The 18,443-nt window shown below is 54.7% G+C and carries 15 protein-coding genes; 6 read left to right on the top strand and 9 right to left on the bottom strand.

Annotation, left to right across the window (positions count from 1 at the left end):
* Positions 1-10 precede the first annotated feature (10 nt).
* The 3 genes from Q4606_RS01680 to Q4606_RS01690 all read left to right on the top strand — a co-directional run bounded on the left by Q4606_RS01680 (position 11) and on the right by Q4606_RS01690 (position 4,131).
* On the top strand, positions 11-1,453 hold the full coding sequence (locus Q4606_RS01680; protein ID WP_303606473.1) for a dihydrolipoyl dehydrogenase: 1,443 nt from the start codon (positions 11-13) through the stop codon (positions 1,451-1,453).
* A 135-nt stretch (positions 1,454-1,588) separates the two neighbouring features.
* On the top strand, positions 1,589-2,062 hold the full coding sequence (locus Q4606_RS01685; protein WP_303594527.1) for a Dps family protein: 474 nt from the start codon (positions 1,589-1,591) through the stop codon (positions 2,060-2,062).
* Positions 2,063-2,229: 167 nt separating this feature from the next.
* Positions 2,230-4,131 carry a choice-of-anchor I family protein gene (locus Q4606_RS01690; protein WP_303606474.1) on the top strand — a complete coding sequence of 634 codons (1,902 nt, stop codon included), beginning with the start codon at positions 2,230-2,232 and terminating at the stop codon, positions 4,129-4,131.
* Positions 4,132-4,210: 79 nt separating this feature from the next.
* On the opposite strand, the gene Q4606_RS01695 is transcribed toward Q4606_RS01690, so the two are convergent.
* The 7 genes from Q4606_RS01695 to Q4606_RS01725 all read right to left on the bottom strand — a co-directional run bounded on the left by Q4606_RS01695 (position 4,211) and on the right by Q4606_RS01725 (position 11,676).
* A complete protein-coding gene (locus tag Q4606_RS01695) occupies positions 4,211-5,365 on the bottom strand; it encodes an NAD(P)/FAD-dependent oxidoreductase (RefSeq protein WP_303606475.1) in 1,155 nt (384 codons plus the stop codon).
* Between the two features lie 10 nt (positions 5,366-5,375).
* The gene (locus Q4606_RS01700) at positions 5,376-6,632 is read right to left on the bottom strand and encodes a cyclopropane-fatty-acyl-phospholipid synthase family protein (protein ID WP_303606996.1); all 1,257 of its coding nucleotides are present in this window, start codon (positions 6,630-6,632) and stop codon (positions 5,376-5,378) included.
* Positions 6,633-6,955: 323 nt separating this feature from the next.
* Entirely contained in the window at positions 6,956-8,251 is a 1,296-nt protein-coding gene (locus Q4606_RS01705; protein WP_303594520.1) for a TRAP transporter large permease subunit, read from the bottom strand.
* Entirely contained in the window at positions 8,248-8,793 is a 546-nt protein-coding gene (locus Q4606_RS01710; RefSeq protein ID WP_303594518.1) for a TRAP transporter small permease subunit, read from the bottom strand. The genes Q4606_RS01705 and Q4606_RS01710 overlap by 4 nt, the downstream gene beginning before the upstream one ends.
* Positions 8,794-8,894: 101 nt before the next feature.
* Complete coding sequence (locus Q4606_RS01715; RefSeq protein WP_303594516.1) at positions 8,895-9,971, bottom strand: TRAP transporter substrate-binding protein; 1,077 nt, start codon at positions 9,969-9,971, stop codon at positions 8,895-8,897.
* Between the two features lie 134 nt (positions 9,972-10,105).
* A complete protein-coding gene (locus Q4606_RS01720; protein WP_303594515.1) occupies positions 10,106-10,564 on the bottom strand; it encodes an ATPase in 459 nt (152 codons plus the stop codon).
* Between the two features lie 50 nt (positions 10,565-10,614).
* Positions 10,615-11,676 carry an acyltransferase gene (locus Q4606_RS01725; protein ID WP_303606476.1) on the bottom strand — a complete coding sequence of 354 codons (1,062 nt, stop codon included), beginning with the start codon at positions 11,674-11,676 and terminating at the stop codon, positions 10,615-10,617.
* Between the two features lie 128 nt (positions 11,677-11,804).
* Between Q4606_RS01725 and Q4606_RS01730 the strand changes: the two genes are divergently transcribed.
* Positions 11,805-12,872 (top strand): beta-N-acetylglucosaminidase domain-containing protein, encoded by a 1,068-nt coding sequence (locus tag Q4606_RS01730; protein ID WP_303606477.1) that lies wholly within the window; start codon positions 11,805-11,807, stop codon positions 12,870-12,872.
* Positions 12,873-12,920: 48 nt separating this feature from the next.
* On the opposite strand, the gene Q4606_RS01735 is transcribed toward Q4606_RS01730, so the two are convergent.
* Together Q4606_RS01735 and Q4606_RS01740 are read right to left on the bottom strand one after the other, a co-directional pair.
* On the bottom strand, positions 12,921-13,631 hold the full coding sequence (locus tag Q4606_RS01735) for an SIMPL domain-containing protein (protein ID WP_303606478.1): 711 nt from the start codon (positions 13,629-13,631) through the stop codon (positions 12,921-12,923).
* Positions 13,628-14,584, bottom strand: a complete 957-nt coding sequence (locus tag Q4606_RS01740; protein WP_303606479.1) for a ChaN family lipoprotein — start codon at positions 14,582-14,584, stop codon at positions 13,628-13,630. Before Q4606_RS01740 ends, Q4606_RS01735 begins: the two co-directional genes overlap by 4 nt.
* A gap of 125 nt (positions 14,585-14,709) precedes the next feature.
* Between Q4606_RS01740 and dauA the strand changes: the two genes are divergently transcribed.
* Together dauA and Q4606_RS01750 are read left to right on the top strand one after the other, a co-directional pair.
* The gene (gene dauA / locus Q4606_RS01745; protein WP_303606480.1) at positions 14,710-16,479 is read left to right on the top strand and encodes a C4-dicarboxylic acid transporter DauA; all 1,770 of its coding nucleotides are present in this window, start codon (positions 14,710-14,712) and stop codon (positions 16,477-16,479) included.
* A 14-nt stretch (positions 16,480-16,493) separates the two neighbouring features.
* The gene (locus tag Q4606_RS01750) at positions 16,494-18,443 is read left to right on the top strand and encodes an ion channel DMI1 (RefSeq protein ID WP_303606997.1); all 1,950 of its coding nucleotides are present in this window, start codon (positions 16,494-16,496) and stop codon (positions 18,441-18,443) included.

The following is an 18,443-nucleotide window of genomic DNA, read 5'->3' on the forward strand; positions in this document are numbered from 1 at the left end:
GAGGCAAGTTATGGAAAAACGCGAAGTGGATGTGGCGATTATCGGCGCAGGAACCGCGGGAATGGTAGCCTATCAGCGGGTACGAAAGGTCACGGACAAAGTGGTGCTGATTGAAGGCGATCAATACGGGACTACCTGTGCAAGAGTGGGCTGCATGCCCAGCAAACTTCTGATCGCAGCTGCTGACAGTGTCTATGAGATGGCACAGGCAAAGCTGTTCGGGGTCTCCGCCGGTGAGATTGCAGTGGATGGCAAGAAAGTGATGGCCAGGGTACGCTCAGAGCGAGACCGGTTTGTCGGCTCGGTGATACGTTCGGTAGAGAAATTCCCCGAAGAACACCGTATCAAAGGCAGTGCCCGCTTCGCTGGTCCAAATCGCTTGATCGTCGGCAACGAAACTGAAGTTTATGCACAGCGGATTATCATCGCGACAGGCTCCCGTCCCAACATTCCAGGCTTTCTGAAAGAAGCGAAAGACCGCCTGGTCGTCAATGACGATATTTTTGAATGGCAGGATCTGCCGGAGTCGGTGGTGGTATTCGGTCCAGGAGTGATCGGGCTTGAGTTAGGCCAGGCGCTCAGCCGGCTCGGTGTTCGGGTAAGAATGTTTGGCGTAGGTGGTGCTGTCGGTCCGATCCGCGATGGGAATATTCGCAAATACGCGCTCCGGCAATTCAATAAAGAATTTCCGCTGGACCCCGACGGCGATGTGAAACGGGTTGAGCGGGTTGATGGCGGCGTCGCCGTAACCTATACAGATGGCAACGGGGGTGAGAAAACCGAAACCTTCGACTACCTGTTGGCGGCAACCGGGCGCCGGCCAAACGTTGATGGCCTGGATATCCAGAACGCAGACATTGAACTGGACAGCAAAGGCCTGCCGTTGTTCGATGCCTATACACTGCGCTGTGGTCAGAGCCACATCTTTATTGCCGGCGACGCCAACAACGAGTTGCCGCTCCTGCACGAAGCCGCAGATGAGGGGCGGATTGCGGGAAATAATGCAGCCTCTTATCCGGACGTTCGTGCCGGTTTAAGGCGCACGCCTCTTGCCGTTGTGTTTACTGACCCGCAGATTGCGACAGTAGGTCTCACCATTGATGAAGTTGATAAACGTTGCGCAGGATGTTTTGCGGTAGGTGAGGTGTCGTTTGAAAATCAGGGCCGAAGCCGGGTGATTGGTAAAAATATCGGTTTGTTGAGAGTGTATGGTGAACACGGTAGTGGATTGTTTATGGGCGCTGAGATGTTTGGCCCAGCGGCAGAGCACATTGCTCACTTGCTGGCCTGGTCTGCGCAACGCCGGCTTACCGTTAGCGAGATGCTGGAAATGCCGTTTTATCATCCCGTTATTGAAGAAGGCGTAAGGTCGGCCCTGAAAGACCTAAACCGCAACCTTAATATTGGTCCCGGGCCAGAGGAAGGCTGCACAGACTGTGGGCCCGGGGTGTAATGGCGGCTTTCAGGTCAGGCATAAATCTCTACTATGGCCGACCTTGAAGAACGGAACTCTAAACCTCATGTATGGATTAAGTCTGGGTTAAGATGATCTCAGGTCCTAAGAGAATAGTTACCATGGAGGTGTGTAATGGGTAAGAACTTTATTGGGTTGGATACGGAAAAAACCGCGAAGCTGGCTGAAGCACTCAACGATTTGCTTGCCAATTACCAGATTTTCTACATGAACGTGCGGGGCTATCACTGGAACATCAAAGGCGATAATTTCTTCGAGCTGCACGTGAAATTTGAAGAACTTTATGACGACCTGTTGCTCAAGATTGATGAAATCGCCGAACGGGTTCTCACAATCGGGCACCGTCCTGCCCATGCTTACAGCACCTATATGGCGCTATCCGAGGTGCCTGAGCAGAAAGACGTGTCGGACGGTAAACAGGCTATGGAGAATATTCTTGAAAGTTTCGCCAAGCTGATCGGCAAACAAAGGGCGCTGTTGAGCCTGGCAGGCGATGCCGAGGATGAGGGCACAGTATCCTTGATGAGTGACTACATTTCCCAGCAGGAAAAAACTGTCTGGATGTATCGTAGCTACCTGGGTCAGTAATCCCGCTTCCGAGCATGCTTTGAGCACATGGTGGTGAATTGTCACCACCATGTGCTCTTCATTTTCCCGTCATAATTCTGCCTTTTTTTCTTCCCGATACTGTAATCGCCATGAAGTAGGTTCCCTTGCAACTGAGTTACTTCTCTATGCAAGCAAAGGAACGATTCATGATGCGATCATCTTCGATTTTCCGGCCATCTCTTCTGGCCGTGAGTGTCTCAACCATTCTACTGAGCGGTTGTTTGTCGTCGGACAGTGACAGCAATACGTCGGATGAGGCAACGCCAGCAGTTACCGGGTTAACTCTGGAGTATGTTGGTCGCTACAGCAGTGACGTTTTCGGTGAAAGTGCCGCTGAGATTACCGGCTATGATCCGGCCAGCCGAAGAGCCTTTGTGGTCAATGCTAATGAGGGATCACTTAACGTACTCGATATGAATGATCCATCAGCACCGACGCTATTGGATACCCTGACGGTAGAAGATGTCGCCAGTAATGCTGTGGTTAACAGTGTTGCCGTCCAGGGTGGACTGGTTGCCGTGGCCATTGAGGCGTCGCCCAAGACAGAGCCAGGCTATGCCGCCATTTACGACGCTGCAACGCTTTCACTGCGGGGCTTTATCGGGGTAGGTGCCCAGCCGGATATGCTCACATTTACCCCTGACGGAAACCACCTGCTGGTCGCCAATGAAGGTGAGCCCAGCGACAATTACCAGACTGATCCGGAAGGGTCGGTTTCAGTTATTGATGTCAGTGATCCGGATAACCTGCAGGTACGCACGGCGGATTTCACAGCGTTCAATGGCCAGAAAGCCGAGCTGGTTACTGCAGGGATTCGTGTGTTCGGGCCAGGCGCCAGCGTGGCGATGGATCTTGAGCCGGAATACATAACGGTCAGTGACGACAGCACCACGGCCTGGGCGGCTTTGCAGGAAAACAACGCACTGGCCAAAGTGGACATCGCCACTGCAACCGTAACCGAGATTCTGCCTTTGGGTTATAAGGATCATGGACTTGAAGGTCAGGGGCTGGATGCCAGCGACGAAAAATCGGACATTGATATCAAACCCTGGCCAGGCCTTTTGGGTATGTATCATCCTGATGCAATCACCAGCTACAGTGCCGGCGGTGAGACATACATTCTGACCGCCAACGAAGGTGATGCCCGGGCCTGGGGCGAGGACACTGCTGACTATTGGGGGCCTGAAGATCCCGCGTTGCCCGGTTACGGTGGTGACGCAACTCAGGGCTTTGTTGAAGAGCTTCGCTTCAAGCATCTGTTCCATAAAGACGGCTTTGCGCGGCGCCTGGGCGATGACATGCCGCCACAACTCTATGCCTTGGCTAAAGGCGCGCTCCTGAACCCGGAGGTATTTGACGACTGTGGGGCCAGCGCAGGTGATCCTGGCCTTTGCCGTGAAGATGAGCAACTCGGCCGCCTGTCGGTTACCTGGACCATGGGGTACCGCACAGATGACAACGGCGATCCGGTGATGTTCGACAGCAGCGGTACTGAAAGCGTGACGGGCGACCGGCTGATGTACGATCAAGTCTATTCTTTCGGTGCGCGTTCCATGGCGATCTGGACCGCCGATGGCGATCTGGTTTGGGATTCCGGCGATATGATCGAGCAATTCCTGGCCAGCGATGCCTGCTTTGCCGGGTCGGAACGGGATATCTCCTGTGCCGACTTTTTCAACTCCAACCACGATGAGGGCGACGCATTTCTCAATCGCTCTGATAACAAAGGCCCCGAGCCAGAGGCCGTAACTGTGGCGACATTCGGCGATCGTACCTTTGCATTTCTGGGGCTTGAGCGGATGGGCGGCGTCATGGCGTTTGATGTAACCAACCCGGAATCGCCGTCGATTGTGGACTACCTGAATACCCGCGAAGACTGGGTTTCCGATCCGGAAACCAATCTGGCGATTGTGGGTGATCTGGGCATTGAAGACATTACCGTGATTCCGGCGGACCAGTCGCCGACGGGAGATGTGCTGATGCTGACAGGCAATGAAGTGAGTGGCACTACCGCTGTTTACCGTGTGGTGCTGCAAACCGAGGAATAAACTGCCGTTTGTTGGCAGAGCGACAAACCCCGCCTTGTGCGGGGTTTTCTATTCGAAGACCGGTGAGGCTGACAACGCCTTACTGATATACCTGTTTGAGCGCCGGGGTATCCGGATGTGTCTCCAGAGCTGGTACTTCCTGGTGCAGAAACCATTTTTCAGTAACCACTTTGCGCGTAAACCAGTGGGATCGCATAAGGGTGTTAGCCAGTGGCATCCTGATCCACTCCGGTACTTGAAAACCCTCTTCTTTGTCAGATTCCCTATGGCCGAAACGGTCTGCTATAGCATCACCGTAGGCCTGTAGAGAGGTTGCAGAGAAGTCCTGTGCCTGGCTGATCACCTCGGCCGCCAGCAATGCGGATTCGATAGCCGGCCTGATGCCTTCACCGCTCTGCGTATAGGCAAGCCCTGCCGCATCGCCGATCAGCAGCAGCCCATCGTCTACCAGTGCTCGCCCGGCATGGTCATAAAGCAAATATGCGTGACCTTTGAAGCGTCCGGACAGGTTTTCAGGAACCCGCCCTGCGGATTGCATAGCTTCTACAAAATCCTGTAAATGTGCGGTGAGTTTGTGGTTATCTTCTCGTCCGAGGCCAACATTCAGGTAATTGCCTTTGCGAAAGACCCAGGCGTAGCCTTTCAGGTCCTTGCAAAACCAGAGTTCTGGCGTGTCACCCCGGGCTTCGCAGGTTTTTGCCTGTTCCTGGGTCATTTCGAACTCTATTTCTTTGGCTGCCACAACGGTTTCATGGCTTCCCGGACCATCGCCAACCAGCCTGGTGACCGGGCAGAAATGACCTCCGGCACCTACCAGGAGCGGAGCTGACCAGGCATCATTGATCAGCCAATTGCCGTCTTTGCGGGTAATGCTTTTCACGGGGGTGCCAAGCTTTTTGGGTGTATTTGTGCGTGCCAGCAGATAATCATCAAATTCACATCGCCGTATGCCATAGCTGACGACGCCGCCATGGTCGTTCTCTACCGCCTGTTGCCCCATCATGCCGATCCGGAAGCGTCTTATAGGTTGGAGCGTGCGGCCGTTCCCGTAATCGCGCAAATCAATATCCAGAGTTTCAATAACCGAGGGTGTTACCCAGCCCGCGCAGGTTTTGTCCCGGGGGAAGTCCTGTTTGTCTATCAGCAGAGCGCGTTTGCCACTATCTTCAAGGGCTTTTGCCAGGGTAGACCCCGCCGGGCCAGCTCCAACGATAATCAGGTCGTATGCTTCCATGTCCGGTACCTCAAAAGTTTTCGGGCGCAGCGGGGAAGTTGTACAAATCCTGCCGGGTGGCAGGCAGGTGATTGTTGTTGCCATGGGTGAATACAACCTGAAAAAGCTGCAGCGAGCCGGCCTGGAAGGCAGCGATTGAGCCAGCCAGGTACATACGCCAGGCCCTGGTAAAGTGCTCGTCATACATTTCCGATACGGCTCCTTCCGCTGCATCGAAACGGTCCATCCAGGCACTCAGTGTTCGGGCATAGTGGAGACGGAGGTTTTCTACATCCAGGACGGAAAAGTCACCGTGCTCGCACAGCGTCATAAATTCACCGATACTGGGCGGATAAGCGCCCGGGAAGATACGCTTCTCAATCCAGGCATTCATCAGCATAGGCCGGTTACGACCGATGCTGTGAATAAGCGCCATGCCATTCGGCTTCAGTGAGCGTTTTATCAGTTCGGATAGCCCGAAATAATTCTCCTTGCCCACATGCTCCAGCATGCCAATTGAGACAAATGCATCGTACTGGCCCTGAATATTGCGATAATCATCCTCAATGTAGTCAATGAGCTTCTCCAGCCCCTGGTTGCGAGCCTGCTTCCGGGCGTACGAGACCTGTTCTCTGGAAATGTTGTAGGCGTGAACCTTCACTCCGTAATTCCTGGCCATGTAACGCGCCAGCCCGCCCCAGCCGCAACCGGCCTCCACCACGGTCATACCGGGCCGGAGCCTGAGTTTTCGGCAGACATGTTCCAGCTTCGCCAGTTGTGCTTGCTCCAGGCTTAGTTCGGGCCGTTCGTAATAGGCACAGGTGTATTGCATTTCGGCGCTGTCGAGCCAGAGCTGATAGAAATCGTTGCCGAGATCATAATGGTGGTGAATGTTATCCCGTGCGTCCGACAGACTGGTGGAGCGGGGGGCGTGGTTGCGCCACAGTGCTTCAAGCCAGCGCGGCCATTTCTGTCTAGCCTGATGAATGGCCCGGTAGAGTGCCTCCATCAAGTCGGGGAGGTCGCCTTCGATACTCAGGCGTCCGGCACTGTATAGATCACCAAAGGCCAGATTGGGGTTGGTAACCAAGGTGTAAAGTGCCTTGGGGTCGGCCAGGTGTACGGTAAACCTGGCCGGCTGCCCATGAGGCTCAATTACATCGTCGTTCCAAAGTCGGAAGCGAATCGGGGGTGAGCCGGCCATGCGCATCAGTTTGGCAACCAGCCAACGCTCATAGGAATGAGGTGCCCGATCTACGTGGGTGTCCTGTAAGGGTAGATTCAGGATATGGGGTTTTCGGGACGGTTCATTGGCCCTGGTGCTCGTTGCAGGTTTCTGAGCACTCGTTTGGGCACTGTTATGATCCACGGATTCTGCTCCCTTTTTTACCTTAACATTGCTGCTGAGGCTGACGGCTTTGCGTCAGGGCTTATCTCGAATGCGCGTCTGAGAAATGCCGGCTGTCCGTTCAGTATAGAAAATGTTCTGTTTTTGTCAGGTATGCCAGAAACTGAGATAAGTCAGGTTTGGGAAAAGTGCGGATAAAAGAGCGGTAGGGGTAGCGAGGGGAATAACTGCAGCCGGGCCAAATGGCCCGGCTGCATGACACATCAGTAAGAGGAGCTCATACCGAACCATTCAGGGAAAATGACAATCAGAGCCAGTACCAGCATCTGCAGGAATATAAATGGCAGCACCCCTTTATAGATGTCGACCGTTCGAACTTCTGGCGGAGCGACCCCTTTCAGGTAGAACAGGGAGAACCCGAACGGAGGTGTCAGGAAGCTGGTTTGCAGGTTCATGGCGATAAGAATGGCAAACCAGAGCATGTTGATGCCCAGGGCTTCGGCTACCGGCGCCAGAATGGGCACTATGATGAAGGAGATTTCCACAAAATCGATGAAAAAGCCCAGTACCAAAATGACCAGCATGGCGAGGATGATGAAGCCCCACTTTTCGCCAGGAAGTTGCAGCATCCACTCTTCCAGCAGGTAATCGCCACCTGTGTAGCTGAAAACCATGGAAAAAGCGGTGGCGCCGATCAGGATGGCGAACACCATGGCCGTTACTTTAACCGTGTCTTTCGACGCATCCCAAACCATCTGGAACGAGAATTGACGGTATATGATAGCCAGAACAATTGCGCCAATACCCCCGAGGGCAGAAGATTCCGTGGGTGTCGCAATGCCGGTAAAAATGGAACCAAGCACAATGACAATCAGTGCCAAGGGTGGAATGATCGCCAGCAGCGCGTTCATGATTTCCTTTTTACGGGAAATGCTGCTGTCTTCCGGCATGGCCGGAGCGGTCTCTGGTTTGAAACGGGTCATGATCAGGATATAGGCGACGTAAAGCCCTATAAGTACCACGCCCGGCCCGACGGCAGCCTTGAACAGATCCCCCACCGGGAGCCCCAGTACATCACCCAGAATAATCAGAATGATCGATGGCGGAACTATCTGGCCCAGGGTGCCTGCTGCACAGATGGTGCCGGTTGCCAGACGTTTGTCATACTTGTGGGCCAGCATGACCGGCAGAGAAATCAGGCCCATTGCCACGACACTTGCACCGACAACGCCTGTTGATGCCGCGAGGAGGGCGCCCACCAGAATGGTAGAGATGGCAAGGCCGCCTGGCAGTCCGCCAAACAGGCGACCCATGGAGGTCAGTAGCTGCTCAGCCAAACGAGTGCGTTGCAGGATAACGCCCATAAAGATGAATAGGGGAACAGCCATCAGAACGGTATTCTGCATAACGCTCATGATGCGATAGGGCATAAAGGCAAACAGGTCCATGCCTTCTGCAAACACGCCGAAAAACAAAGCTACACCGCCAAATGTGAAGGCGACAGGAAAGCCCAGCATCAACATGAAAAGGGCAACCGCGAACATAATCATGCCGATCATGCCAGTCCCCCCCCGCTATGCTCTCCTTCGTAGTGTTTATCGCCAGCCATGACGCGCAGGGCAAAGGTGGCCATATTGACGCCAGCAATGCCGATAAAGACTGCGGTGAAAGGAATCACGGATTTTATGAGCCAACGGTGGGGTAAGCCACCCGGGTCACCGCTGCCTTCGCCCATATTGTAGGAGTCCAGCGCAAAGGCGTAGCCATAAACGCCAATCAGATAGGCAAAGGGAACGACAAATGCCAGGGCACCGATCAGATTGATCCAGGCTTTTGCCTTATTGCTCCAGCGAGTATAAAAAACGTCTACCCGAACGTGGCCGTCTGTTCGCAGCGCGTAGGGAATGCCGAGCAGGAAAACTACCGAATACAGGTGCCATTCCATTTCTTGCATACCGATGGACACTTCATTGAACGCGTACCGGGCAACAACGTCATAAAAAACGTTAGCTGCCATCAACAACATTGCGACACAGGCAAGCCAGCCACAGAACATGGACAAGCGCGAGAGGCCCTCGTCCAGCTTTATAATCCACCGCATTCACAATCCTCCGCCCGGGGCTGTCGATTTTGCTACTGCTAAAGACAACAAAGCCGGGATCACATGCAGAGCGATCCCGGCTCCATTACACGGCCTGTATCTTACTCGATTGTGCCCATGGTGTTTAGGTATGCACGCTCAGAAATATCGGTATAAGCGCGGCTCTGCTCCAGGTAGTCCTGTTGCGATTTCACAATCCGTGCTGCCTGCTCGTTGCTTTCGGCGGCTTCTTTCAGGAGCTTCTCGTTGGCATCGTACATGGCCTGGAAAATATCCTGGGGGAACTGCTTGATCTGCACGTTCGGATAATCTTGCTTGATGTTGGCCCAGGCTTCCGCATTGGCGTGCTGTGACATTACCAGCATGTCGTAGGAAGCGGTGCGCATGGCAACACGCATGATTTCCTGCAGGTCAGCCGGTAGCTTTTCCCAGACCTTCTTGTTCACCAGGAACTGAAGCTCTGTAGCAGGCTCGTGCCAGCCGGTGTAGTAATAGTCTGCAATCTGCTGGAAGCCAAGACGCAGGTCCAGAGCCGGACCTACCCACTCAACTGCATCAATGGTGTTGCGCTCAAGCGCTGTATAAAGCTCGCCGGGCGCGATGTTTGTCGGGTTTACGCCTACTTCAGCAAAGACTTCGCCGGCGAAGCCCGGAATGCGCATTTTCAGGCCGTCAAGGTCTTCGAGCGATTTGATTTCCTCGCGGAACCAGCCACCCATCTGAACGCCGGTGTTACCGCCGGGAAACGACAGCATGTTGTGAGGCTCATAAACTTCCTGCATCAGTTCCATGCCGCCGCCATGGTAGAACCAGGCATATTGTTCCATGGCATTCATGCCGAACGGCATGCTGGTGAAGAATAGCGTCTCGGGAACCTTGCCTTTCCAATAGTAAGAGGCGGAGTGGCCCATGTCGTACTGACCGGCTTTTACCATATCAAACACGCCCAGGGGAGCTTTGTGTTTGTTAGCCGAGTCTATACGGATTTTCAGGCGTCCATTGGACATCTTTTCGACGGATTTGGCGAAATTTTTGGTGGTGTCGCCGAAAATCGGAAAGTTAGGCCCCCAGGTTTCTGCCAGCTTGAGGGTGAAGGTGTCTTGAGCGAATGCCTGCGTAGAGGCAAAGGTTGTTGCGACAGCGAGTATGGCCGCAGAGAAAACGGAACGGATCTTCATTGCTCTTGTGTCCTTTTGTCGTTTTTGGTGTCGAGCACGGGCTTTCTTGGAGAAGCCTTACAACTGGTTCACATTAGCAAGTATTGCGAGCCAGTGAAATGAGAAATCGCATACGACATAGGTCGTAGTTGACGTCAGATGTCGTTCATCCTTCCAATCTGGCTGGATAGTCGCATAGCTTCGTGTTGTTCAAGCGCCAGCAAGTCTTCCAGAAGGGTTTTTGCTTCCTCGATTTCCGCTTTGCCGATCAGGGAGTCGTAAAGATCCATCACCTGATCATGAAACGCAAAAATTTCCCGGGAAATGTCGTCAAAATCGAGAGTGTTAAAACGCGTATCGCACGACTCACCAACTTTGATTGGTTTGTGATTCAGGTAGTCGTACACACGAGTGTTCAGCGCCTTGGGGTCGGCCTGACTCTCAAACTCTCCAACCGCTTTTGCCAGCAGAGTTTCATGGCGGGAAATGTAATCCAGTAGCGCACTGGCGCGCTCATTACTGTTTTTCTCCGCCGAGGCTTGCAGGCACCTTGCAAGGTGAGAGTGCAGTTGGCGGGTCCAGTCGATCAGGTCCCCGAAAGTTTTTATCTCCATGTCCTAGCTCCATTGGTCAGGTTTTTTAGAGGGCTCCAGTTGCTTGCAGTTTAGTCGATTGCCTTTGCAGTTGCCTCCAGGGTTTGCGACGTTTCAGTGTGGCTACGCCAGGACCGGAACCTTCGCAATGCAGGTTTTTCAATGCTGTAGTGAACCGCAGAGGCGATAAGTATCGCCATCCCGAGGGCGAGACCGACACCCAGCCAGCCTGGCAGGCCAGCGTTATAGCTCCAGGTAATGACGCCGTAGCCGATGTTCTGATGCACCAGATAAAGGCTGTAGGAAAGGCTTCCGAGCCATAGTAAGGGCTTACTGGCTAACCAGTTGAGTTTACCGGCGACGGCCAGGGCGAATACGGTGAAGCAGCCCAGCACGAACAGACTGTAAGGGAGCTTGTAGGCCAGCAAACCGTGGCCGAGCGCCATTGCCAGCAGTGCCGCATCATTTGCTGCAGGGGCGCCGTATCGGTAGATCCGGTAAATCAACATGCCGCCTATGAATAGCGGGGCGTACTTGACGAACAACAGATCCTTGACCAGAAACTCTATGCCCTCGGGTATCTGATTCCACCATATTACTCCGGCGTAGCTCACCAGCATCCATGTCCAGAATGCCAGGCGCAGTCGAGACCAGTCACGAAGGGTGTAGAACAAGAGCGCCATCCAGGCATAAAAGGTGGCCTCTATCACCAGGCTCCAGTAAGCGCCGTCCACGTGTTCGGCGCCCAGGTACTCGTGCAACAGGGTTGCGTTGAGCAATGCAGTTTCAAGGCTGACGGCGCGGCTCTCTGGACCGAGAAGGTGTACCGACAGGAAAGTAATGGCAATACCGGCCCAGAGAGCAGGTAGCAGCCTCACTCCTCGCGCCAGCCCAAACCAGGTAGCATTGCGGGTGCGCTCAAGGGTCATGAAAATGACGAAACCGCTGAGGATGAAAAACAGGTGTACCCCGTAGCGGCCGAATAGGAGGGTGTCTGTCAGCAATTGTGGCAACTCGAACGAATGACCGAAGAGTTTGTCGTAGTAAGGCAGGTAGTGGAAAAGCACGACCCCAAGGGCAGCGAGGCCCCGCAATGCATCAAGACTGCCTAGTCGTGCTTGGGAGGGGTTCATAGGAAGTTCCGTCAAGATTTTGCTTATAGTAGCCTGCTTTGCCAGCCCGCAATACGGATGGGATATACCATTCGCTTGCCGTAGGTATACCATGTAGTAATACATCGGGCTGTCACAGGGAGAGCGCAATGGCCACGACGTTGGGGATTATCGAGGGCTTCTACGGGCCGGTATGGACCTGGCAGGAGCGAAAACAGCTGGTGCGGGCACTGGCGCCGCATGGTTACGGCTTCTATCTCTATGCGCCCAAGGCGGACGCATTTCTGCGCCGCCGCTGGCAGGAACCTCACCCGCCTGCGATGGTTGCAGAGCTATCAGAGTTTGGTCGGTTTTGCCGTCACCAGGGTGTGAGGTTCGGGGTCGGGCTAAGTCCCTTTGAAATCTTTAATCGTTTTGATGATGCTGCCCGTTCCTCGCTTGCCGCAAAACTGGAGTTGCTTGATCGCATTGGCATTGATGAACTCGCTATCCTTTTCGACGATATGCGCGCCGATGCCCCTGCGCTAGCAGAAACCCAGGTCGAGATCATGCACTGGATCCGGGAGCGCACGACGGCCCGCTACCTATCGGTATGCCCCAGTTATTATTCTGACGATCCAGTGCTCGACCGTGTGTTTGGGGCGCGGCCAGCGGCTTACCTGGAAACCTTTGGTCGCCTTCTGGATCATGATATTCAGGTCTTCTGGACAGGCGAAGAGGTCTGCTCCCGAGAGGTTTCTCCCGGGCACCTCAAGCGTGTTAGCGACCGGTTGGGTCGCAAGCCCGTGCTCTGGGACAACTACCCGGTGAATGACGGTGATCGTATGTCGCAGCATTTGCACTTGCGAGCGTTTACCGGCCGCCCTGCTGCCAACGGCGCTTATCTCTCGGGCCACGGCATCAACCCGGCCTTGCAGCCAACACTCACCATGATCCCGGCAATAACCCTGGCTGAATCGTATCGCCAAGGTACGGAGTATCAATACGGGCAGGCTTTTCAGCAGGCCGCGAAGGAGGTGCTCGGGAGAGAGTTGGCGGCTCAGCTTCATGCCGATCTGCTGGTCTTGCAAGATGCGGGTCTGGGGCGTATCAACGAGGAAAAACGGCAAAGCTTGATGCGCACCTACGATGCCTTTGACCATCCTGCAGCCAGCGAAATTCTACGCTGGCTGGTAGGTGAGTATCAGGTAACCGACGAAATGGTTCAGACTCAATGAGGCCGTGCTAATAACGCAGACGGTGCGACCGTTATTTGCGCAGCGGTACTACTTTAAATAGTACTCAACAGTTGAAACAACCCGAACCGTCTTCACCGGGTGCTGCTGCTCGGAAACCCCTGGAGCCTGATCCCGGGCCAGAATCTGGAATACACCCTGATTGGCCCGGCGCAGATCGCCCAGTTCGGTTTTTGCATCTTCCGCAAACTGGCTGGCGGCTTCCCGCGCGGAGGCCGTGGCTTCGGCGATCATATCGGGCTTGATGTCATTCAGGCCGTTAAACAGATAGGTAGGGCCGCTAGGGCCGTAGTCAGAGGACAGCACTACGCCGGAATCGACCAGTTCACTCACGCCCTGTGCGGCCTGGCGGATTTTTTCAATATCTTCGCTGCGTACCATCAGAGTCTGGCTGATGATGAATTTCTGCTCGTTGTTGCTGTCCTGGTAGGGGTTGGCCCGGGTATCGGTCACATCCAGACGCTGTAGCTCCACTGCGCTGTCACTAATGGCTTGCAGCTTCAGGAACGCCATGATGGCATTGCGACTGCTGCGCGCTTTTTCCTGGGCATCGCTGAGGCTGGCCCCAGTAGCAATAAAGCGGATCGGCCATAGGGCCAGATCAGCACTTACTTCACGCTCTGCCACACCTTTTACCGTTACGTAGCGATCACCTGTTCGCAGATCGGTCAGGCCGTCACTGATGAGCGAGGCAGAGATAATGGCGCTGAAACCCAGAATGAGAGCAGCAATCACTTTCATGGAGAATCTCCCTGGCAGGTATCTTCAGTGGGTCGGTGAAATCTCGCAGATATTGCTTTGCGCTCGCGATCTTTATCCAGGAACTCTTCTGGCAGCGGCTGTATAACGTAGAGGAAATCCCCTTTGTTGCGGTTTTCATCTAACGGAGGCATTTCTGCACCCTCTGGCCATATAACTGGCGAAATAACCGCAACTGACAAATCTGGTGCTCGTTGTCTGAGCATGGCGACGGTTCCCAGATGTTCTTCGCTGTGAAACGTGCCGGTGATATGCACAATCTGGTGGCTGGGATGCGCACTATGGCTGGCCAATATGCGGCTTGCCATGGTGTTGTCGCGCAGCAGCTGGGCTTTGTAGGTGTTGTCCAGGCGCTCGCGCATGGCGTCGTCGGCAGCGCCGTGGCTGCTGTTGATCGTGGCCTCGAACTTTTCGCGGTAGGCTGGCGTGTCCATAAACGGATGGTCAGGTAGCGACGCCCGGTCGTGGGTGGCCAGCCTGTCCAGGTAACCCGGCCCTGTTCGGCCAACGCAACGCACAATCGCCGCCGGTGCATTTGCTGCTATCACGGGCAAACTCTGCTGCCGGGCGAACTCCATAAGCGGGCGGTAAGAACCACGATAGTTGTCCCATGCGTTACTGTCTTCCATCATTTCAGTCTCACCGGTTTCACCGCTCAGGTAGGCGTCGACGGCCGCCTGCTTGTCCAGCGTAAACTGTTCCATGGACAGTATCTGCAAAGGCTGCTGTCGATAGAGGGCAGCCTGAATCTGCGACTGCAGAAGATGTGCGGCCTGGTGGCCATGATATTCGCCAATGATGACTACGTCGGTGTCGGCGAGTCTTTGAGAGAGGGTTTCTACACTCAGTTCAGTACCGCTGATTGAGCCGATCAGACGCGCCTCATAGAGAGTTTGAGGCCTGATCAAGGAGTTGTCGTCGCTGGACTTAATCATGGCTGTGCACCCGGCCAGACTGTTTATCAGTACAACTAATACGACGATAGATAACTTTTTCATGGCGAAATTATATATGATATAGGGCCTCTATTCCTGCAGGTTTTACCAGTCAAGAGGCCAGCATGCCCCATCGCACTCATCTTTTTTCACTCAGGTTTGCCCACGCTTTCAGGGAAGCCTGCATTGACCAACCCTATAACAGTCGGCGCCTTCTGCGCGATCTCATGGCAGGTCTTACGGTAGGCATTATCGCCATACCTTTGGCCATGGCGCTGGCTATCGCAAGCGGTGTGCCGCCCCAGTACGGGCTTTATACAGCGTTTATTGCCGGTTTTATTATTGCTCTTACGGGGGGCAGTCGCTTCAGTGTTTCCGGGCCCACTGCGGCTTTTGTCGTTCTCCTCTATCCCATTGCCCAAACCTACGGGCTTGGTGGCCTGTTGGTGGCTTCGTTGATGTCGGGCGTGTTGTTGGTTCTCATGGCTTTGATGAGGCTGGGTCGCTTCATTGAGTACATTCCTGAGTCTGTCACGCTCGGGTTTACCGGCGGCATTGCGGTTGTTATTGCCACCTTGCAGGTCAAAGACTTTTTTGGGCTGCCTGTTGAGACTATGCCGGAGCACTACTGGGATAAACTGGCCGTGCTGGCGCAAAGTTTCCCGGCGTTCGATTCCATGAGTGCGCTGGTTGCTACGGTTACCCTCGGTGTCATGCTGCTCTGGCCGCGGTTGAAAACGCCGGTTCCCCCCCATCTTCCTGCAGTTGTGATCGGTAGTCTGCTGGCAATTCTGCTCAATGCAAACGGCGCTGCTGTGGAAACCATCGGTTCCAGGTTCAGCTATTTATTGCCCGGGGGTGGCACCGGCGCTGGTATTCCGCCATTTTTGCCAGAGTTCGCGTGGCCATGGCAGCAAGCAGATGCCAGTGGCCAGGCTATAGGGTTGTCCTGGAACATGGTGCAAGAGCTGTTGCCTGCAGCATTTGCTATTGCGATGCTCGGCGCTATTGAGTCTTTACTCTGTGCCGTCGTGCTAGACGGTATGACGGGTAAGCGCCATAGCGCCAATAGCGAACTTATGGGGCAGGGGCTTGGTAATATTATTGCGCCATTTTTCGGCGGTATTACTGCCACCGCTGCAATCGCCCGTTCCGCGGCCAATTACCGCGCCGGCGCTGAGTCGCCTGTCGCGGCCATGGTGCACGCTGTTGTGGTTTTGCTCGCTCTGGTTTCACTGGCTGGGGTGCTGGCCTACTTGCCTATGCCAGCCATGGCTGCGCTGTTGATCATGGTGGCCTGGGGCATGAGTGAGGCGCCCAAGGCTGTACATCTTTTGAAAACCGCGCCGCGCAGCGATGTGCTGGTTTTTCTGACCTGTTTTTCGCTGACCGTGGCGCTGGATATGGTGATTGCGATTACCACGGGTGTGCTGCTGGCGGCTGTTCTGTTCATGCGTGAAATGGCACAGATGACCAAAGTGACGGATATCACCACGGGCAAACGGATCAGTGGGCAGAATCTACCTGAGGGCTGGCGAGTATTCAAAATCAATGGCCCGCTGTTTTTTGCCGCAGCGGACCGTATTTTTGGCGAGCTTGCTGAGCTGTCCCGAAACGTTGACGGGTTTATCCTGTACATGGATGGCGTTACCGTGCTTGATGCAGGAGGGCTTTCCTCGCTCAGCAAGTTGATTGCCACCTGTGAGAACGATGGTACTCGTATTGTCATCGCGGATCTGCAGTCGCAGCCCCTGCGAACGATTGCGCGCGGTGGGCTCAGGCCCGTGGAAGGGCTGTTGCAATTTACTTCGTCGCTGGGTGAGGCGCTGGCTTTGCCGTTGGCCTCTATGGCTCAGTTGAGTTCAACGCACTCGAAGCCCACCGGACCAACGTAATGAAAAAGACTGCCATGCTGCCTTTCCGCGTCGTCGACCGGGTGAAGTTTATTGTTGAACGTCAGTTGGTGAAAGGCGCTGGCTTTCAGTTGCTGGTAGTGGGCATTTTTATTGGTTTGATTTCTCTGATTGGCGGCTTGTTGGTTGTGCCTCAGGGTGGTGATTTTGATGATCCCGGTTCTGCTGTCTGGTGGGCGTTTCTTCGCCTGACGGATCCCGGTTATCTGGGCGACGACGTCGGAACCTGGCAGCGCTTTGTCTCAACTCTGCTGACCATCAGTGGATATGTTGTGTTTATGGGCACGCTGGTGGCCATCCTCACCCGTTGGTTGATTGCCAAGATGGAGGATCTTGAACGCGGACTTACGCCGGTCATCTTGAAACATCATGTGGTGGTGCTGGGCTGGACCGCACAGACGCTGCCCTTGCTTTCTGAACTTCTGGGCTCCTCTGGTCGCATGCGACGGTTTCTGGAAAAACACGATACCCAGAAACTGAACCTGGTAGTGCTGTCTGAAGAAGCTTCCGCCGAACAGGTTCACGAACTGCGCAATGAGCCCGGTATTGGCAGGCGTGCCCGACAGATTATTCTGCGCTCGGGTTCCGCCATTCAGCCAGAGGCTTTGCATCGGGTTGCCTGTCTTGATGCTGCTGCAGTGATTGTGCCCAGTGCGGTCTATGATGCGAGCAGCCTGATCACCTCGGATGTGGAAACCGTCAAAGCACTTCTGTCGATAGCTGCCCAGGCAAGACAGTATCAGGCGCCTTTGCCCTTTGTGGTGGCAGAGATTCAGGATGTCCGCAAGCTTCCGGTCGTCGGACGAGCTTACCCAGGGCCGATTGAAGTAGTCGCCGGTAACGCCACCATCAGCCGGCTGATGGTGCAGAATGTGTTGCACCCGGGGTTGTCAGAAGTCTACAACGAGTTACTGACGGCGGGTGAGGGCAATGAGATCTATGTTCGGGGTGGCGATTCCTTAGCGGGACTTTCTCTGGGGGAGCTTGCGTCCCAGCGCCCCGGCGTGATCATACTGGGTCTGCTCCGCCCCCATGGGCATGGCTGGGATATACGGTTAGCGGCACCATCGGAAACGCAGATAGAGTCGGAAGACCGTGTTGTGATGATGGCCCGGGGTTACTCGGAAACTGAGTCGGACCCGAAATTACCTGTCTTGCCTGAGATCAGCCGTGGCGAAGCGAAGCGCTCTGTTTGCGCGGACAACCTGGAAGGTCGGCGTATTCTATTACTCGGCTGGAACCGCAGAGTCCCCAGCCTGTTAGCCGAGTTCGCCAGTTACGGCCCCGGGCAGCCTGTGCTGGATATTGTCTCTGTTGTGCCCATCACCGAGCGTGAGCATGCCCTCAGCCGATATGCCGCCGGAAAGCCTTTTGAAGGCTATAGCCATATCGAAGCGGACTACATGGTGGAAGATGAACTGCGCCGGATCAATCCAGCCGGTTACGACACTATCCTGTTGCTTAGCAGCGACCGGTTTGCTTCGGGCGAAGAGGCTGATGCACGAACAATGGTCGGCTATCTTCAGCTTGAAGACATACTCGCAGAGGCCCCTCGGCGTCCGCAGCTGATTATGGAGCTGAGCGATCCCGACAACCGCCATCTGCTATACGGACACCAGAGTGAAATGCTCATAAGCCCGATGATTCTCAGCCATGTCTTGGCCCAGGTGGCACTTAGGCGGGAGTTGCGAGTGGTGTTGGAGGAGTTGTTCACGGCCGGAGGCGCAGAAATCCAGTTCCGGGATCCGGGGGATTACCCGCTTCCTGCCAGTGTTGACTTCCAATTGCTGGAACGGACTTTGGCTGGAGAGGGCGAAATAGCACTTGGCGTGTTTCGGAATCAGCCGGACGCAACGGGCAGGCACCTGATGTTGAACCCCCCAAGACGGGCCTTCCTGGACCTTCAGCCTGGGGATCGTCTCGTGGTTCTTTGCGTATCAGACTAA

Source organism: Marinobacter sp. 1_MG-2023, from assembly GCF_030549045.1.
Classification (GTDB): Bacteria; Pseudomonadota; Gammaproteobacteria; order Pseudomonadales; family Oleiphilaceae; genus Marinobacter.

Coding starts and splice junctions, on each gene's coding strand:
- Q4606_RS01725 (WP_303606476.1), bottom strand. CDS start 11,676: ATGAACCCCTCCCAAGCACGACTAGGCAGTCTTGATGCATTGCGGGGC.
- Q4606_RS01715 (WP_303594516.1), bottom strand. CDS start 9,971: ATGAAGATCCGTTCCGTTTTCTCTGCGGCCATACTCGCTGTCGCAACA.
- Q4606_RS01750 (WP_303606997.1), top strand. CDS start 16,494: ATGCTGCCTTTCCGCGTCGTCGACCGGGTGAAGTTTATTGTTGAACGT.
- Q4606_RS01735 (WP_303606478.1), bottom strand. CDS start 13,631: ATGAAAGTGATTGCTGCTCTCATTCTGGGTTTCAGCGCCATTATCTCT.
- Q4606_RS01695 (WP_303606475.1), bottom strand. CDS start 5,365: ATGGAAGCATACGACCTGATTATCGTTGGAGCTGGCCCGGCGGGGTCT.
- Q4606_RS01710 (WP_303594518.1), bottom strand. CDS start 8,793: ATGCGGTGGATTATAAAGCTGGACGAGGGCCTCTCGCGCTTGTCCATG.
- Q4606_RS01740 (WP_303606479.1), bottom strand. CDS start 14,584: ATGATTAAGTCCAGCGACGACAACTCCTTGATCAGGCCTCAAACTCTC.
- dauA (WP_303606480.1), top strand. CDS start 14,710: ATGCCCCATCGCACTCATCTTTTTTCACTCAGGTTTGCCCACGCTTTC.
- Q4606_RS01685 (WP_303594527.1), top strand. CDS start 1,589: ATGGGTAAGAACTTTATTGGGTTGGATACGGAAAAAACCGCGAAGCTG.
- Q4606_RS01730 (WP_303606477.1), top strand. CDS start 11,805: ATGGCCACGACGTTGGGGATTATCGAGGGCTTCTACGGGCCGGTATGG.
- Q4606_RS01690 (WP_303606474.1), top strand. CDS start 2,230: ATGATGCGATCATCTTCGATTTTCCGGCCATCTCTTCTGGCCGTGAGT.
- Q4606_RS01705 (WP_303594520.1), bottom strand. CDS start 8,251: ATGATCGGCATGATTATGTTCGCGGTTGCCCTTTTCATGTTGATGCTG.
- Q4606_RS01720 (WP_303594515.1), bottom strand. CDS start 10,564: ATGGAGATAAAAACTTTCGGGGACCTGATCGACTGGACCCGCCAACTG.
- Q4606_RS01680 (WP_303606473.1), top strand. CDS start 11: ATGGAAAAACGCGAAGTGGATGTGGCGATTATCGGCGCAGGAACCGCG.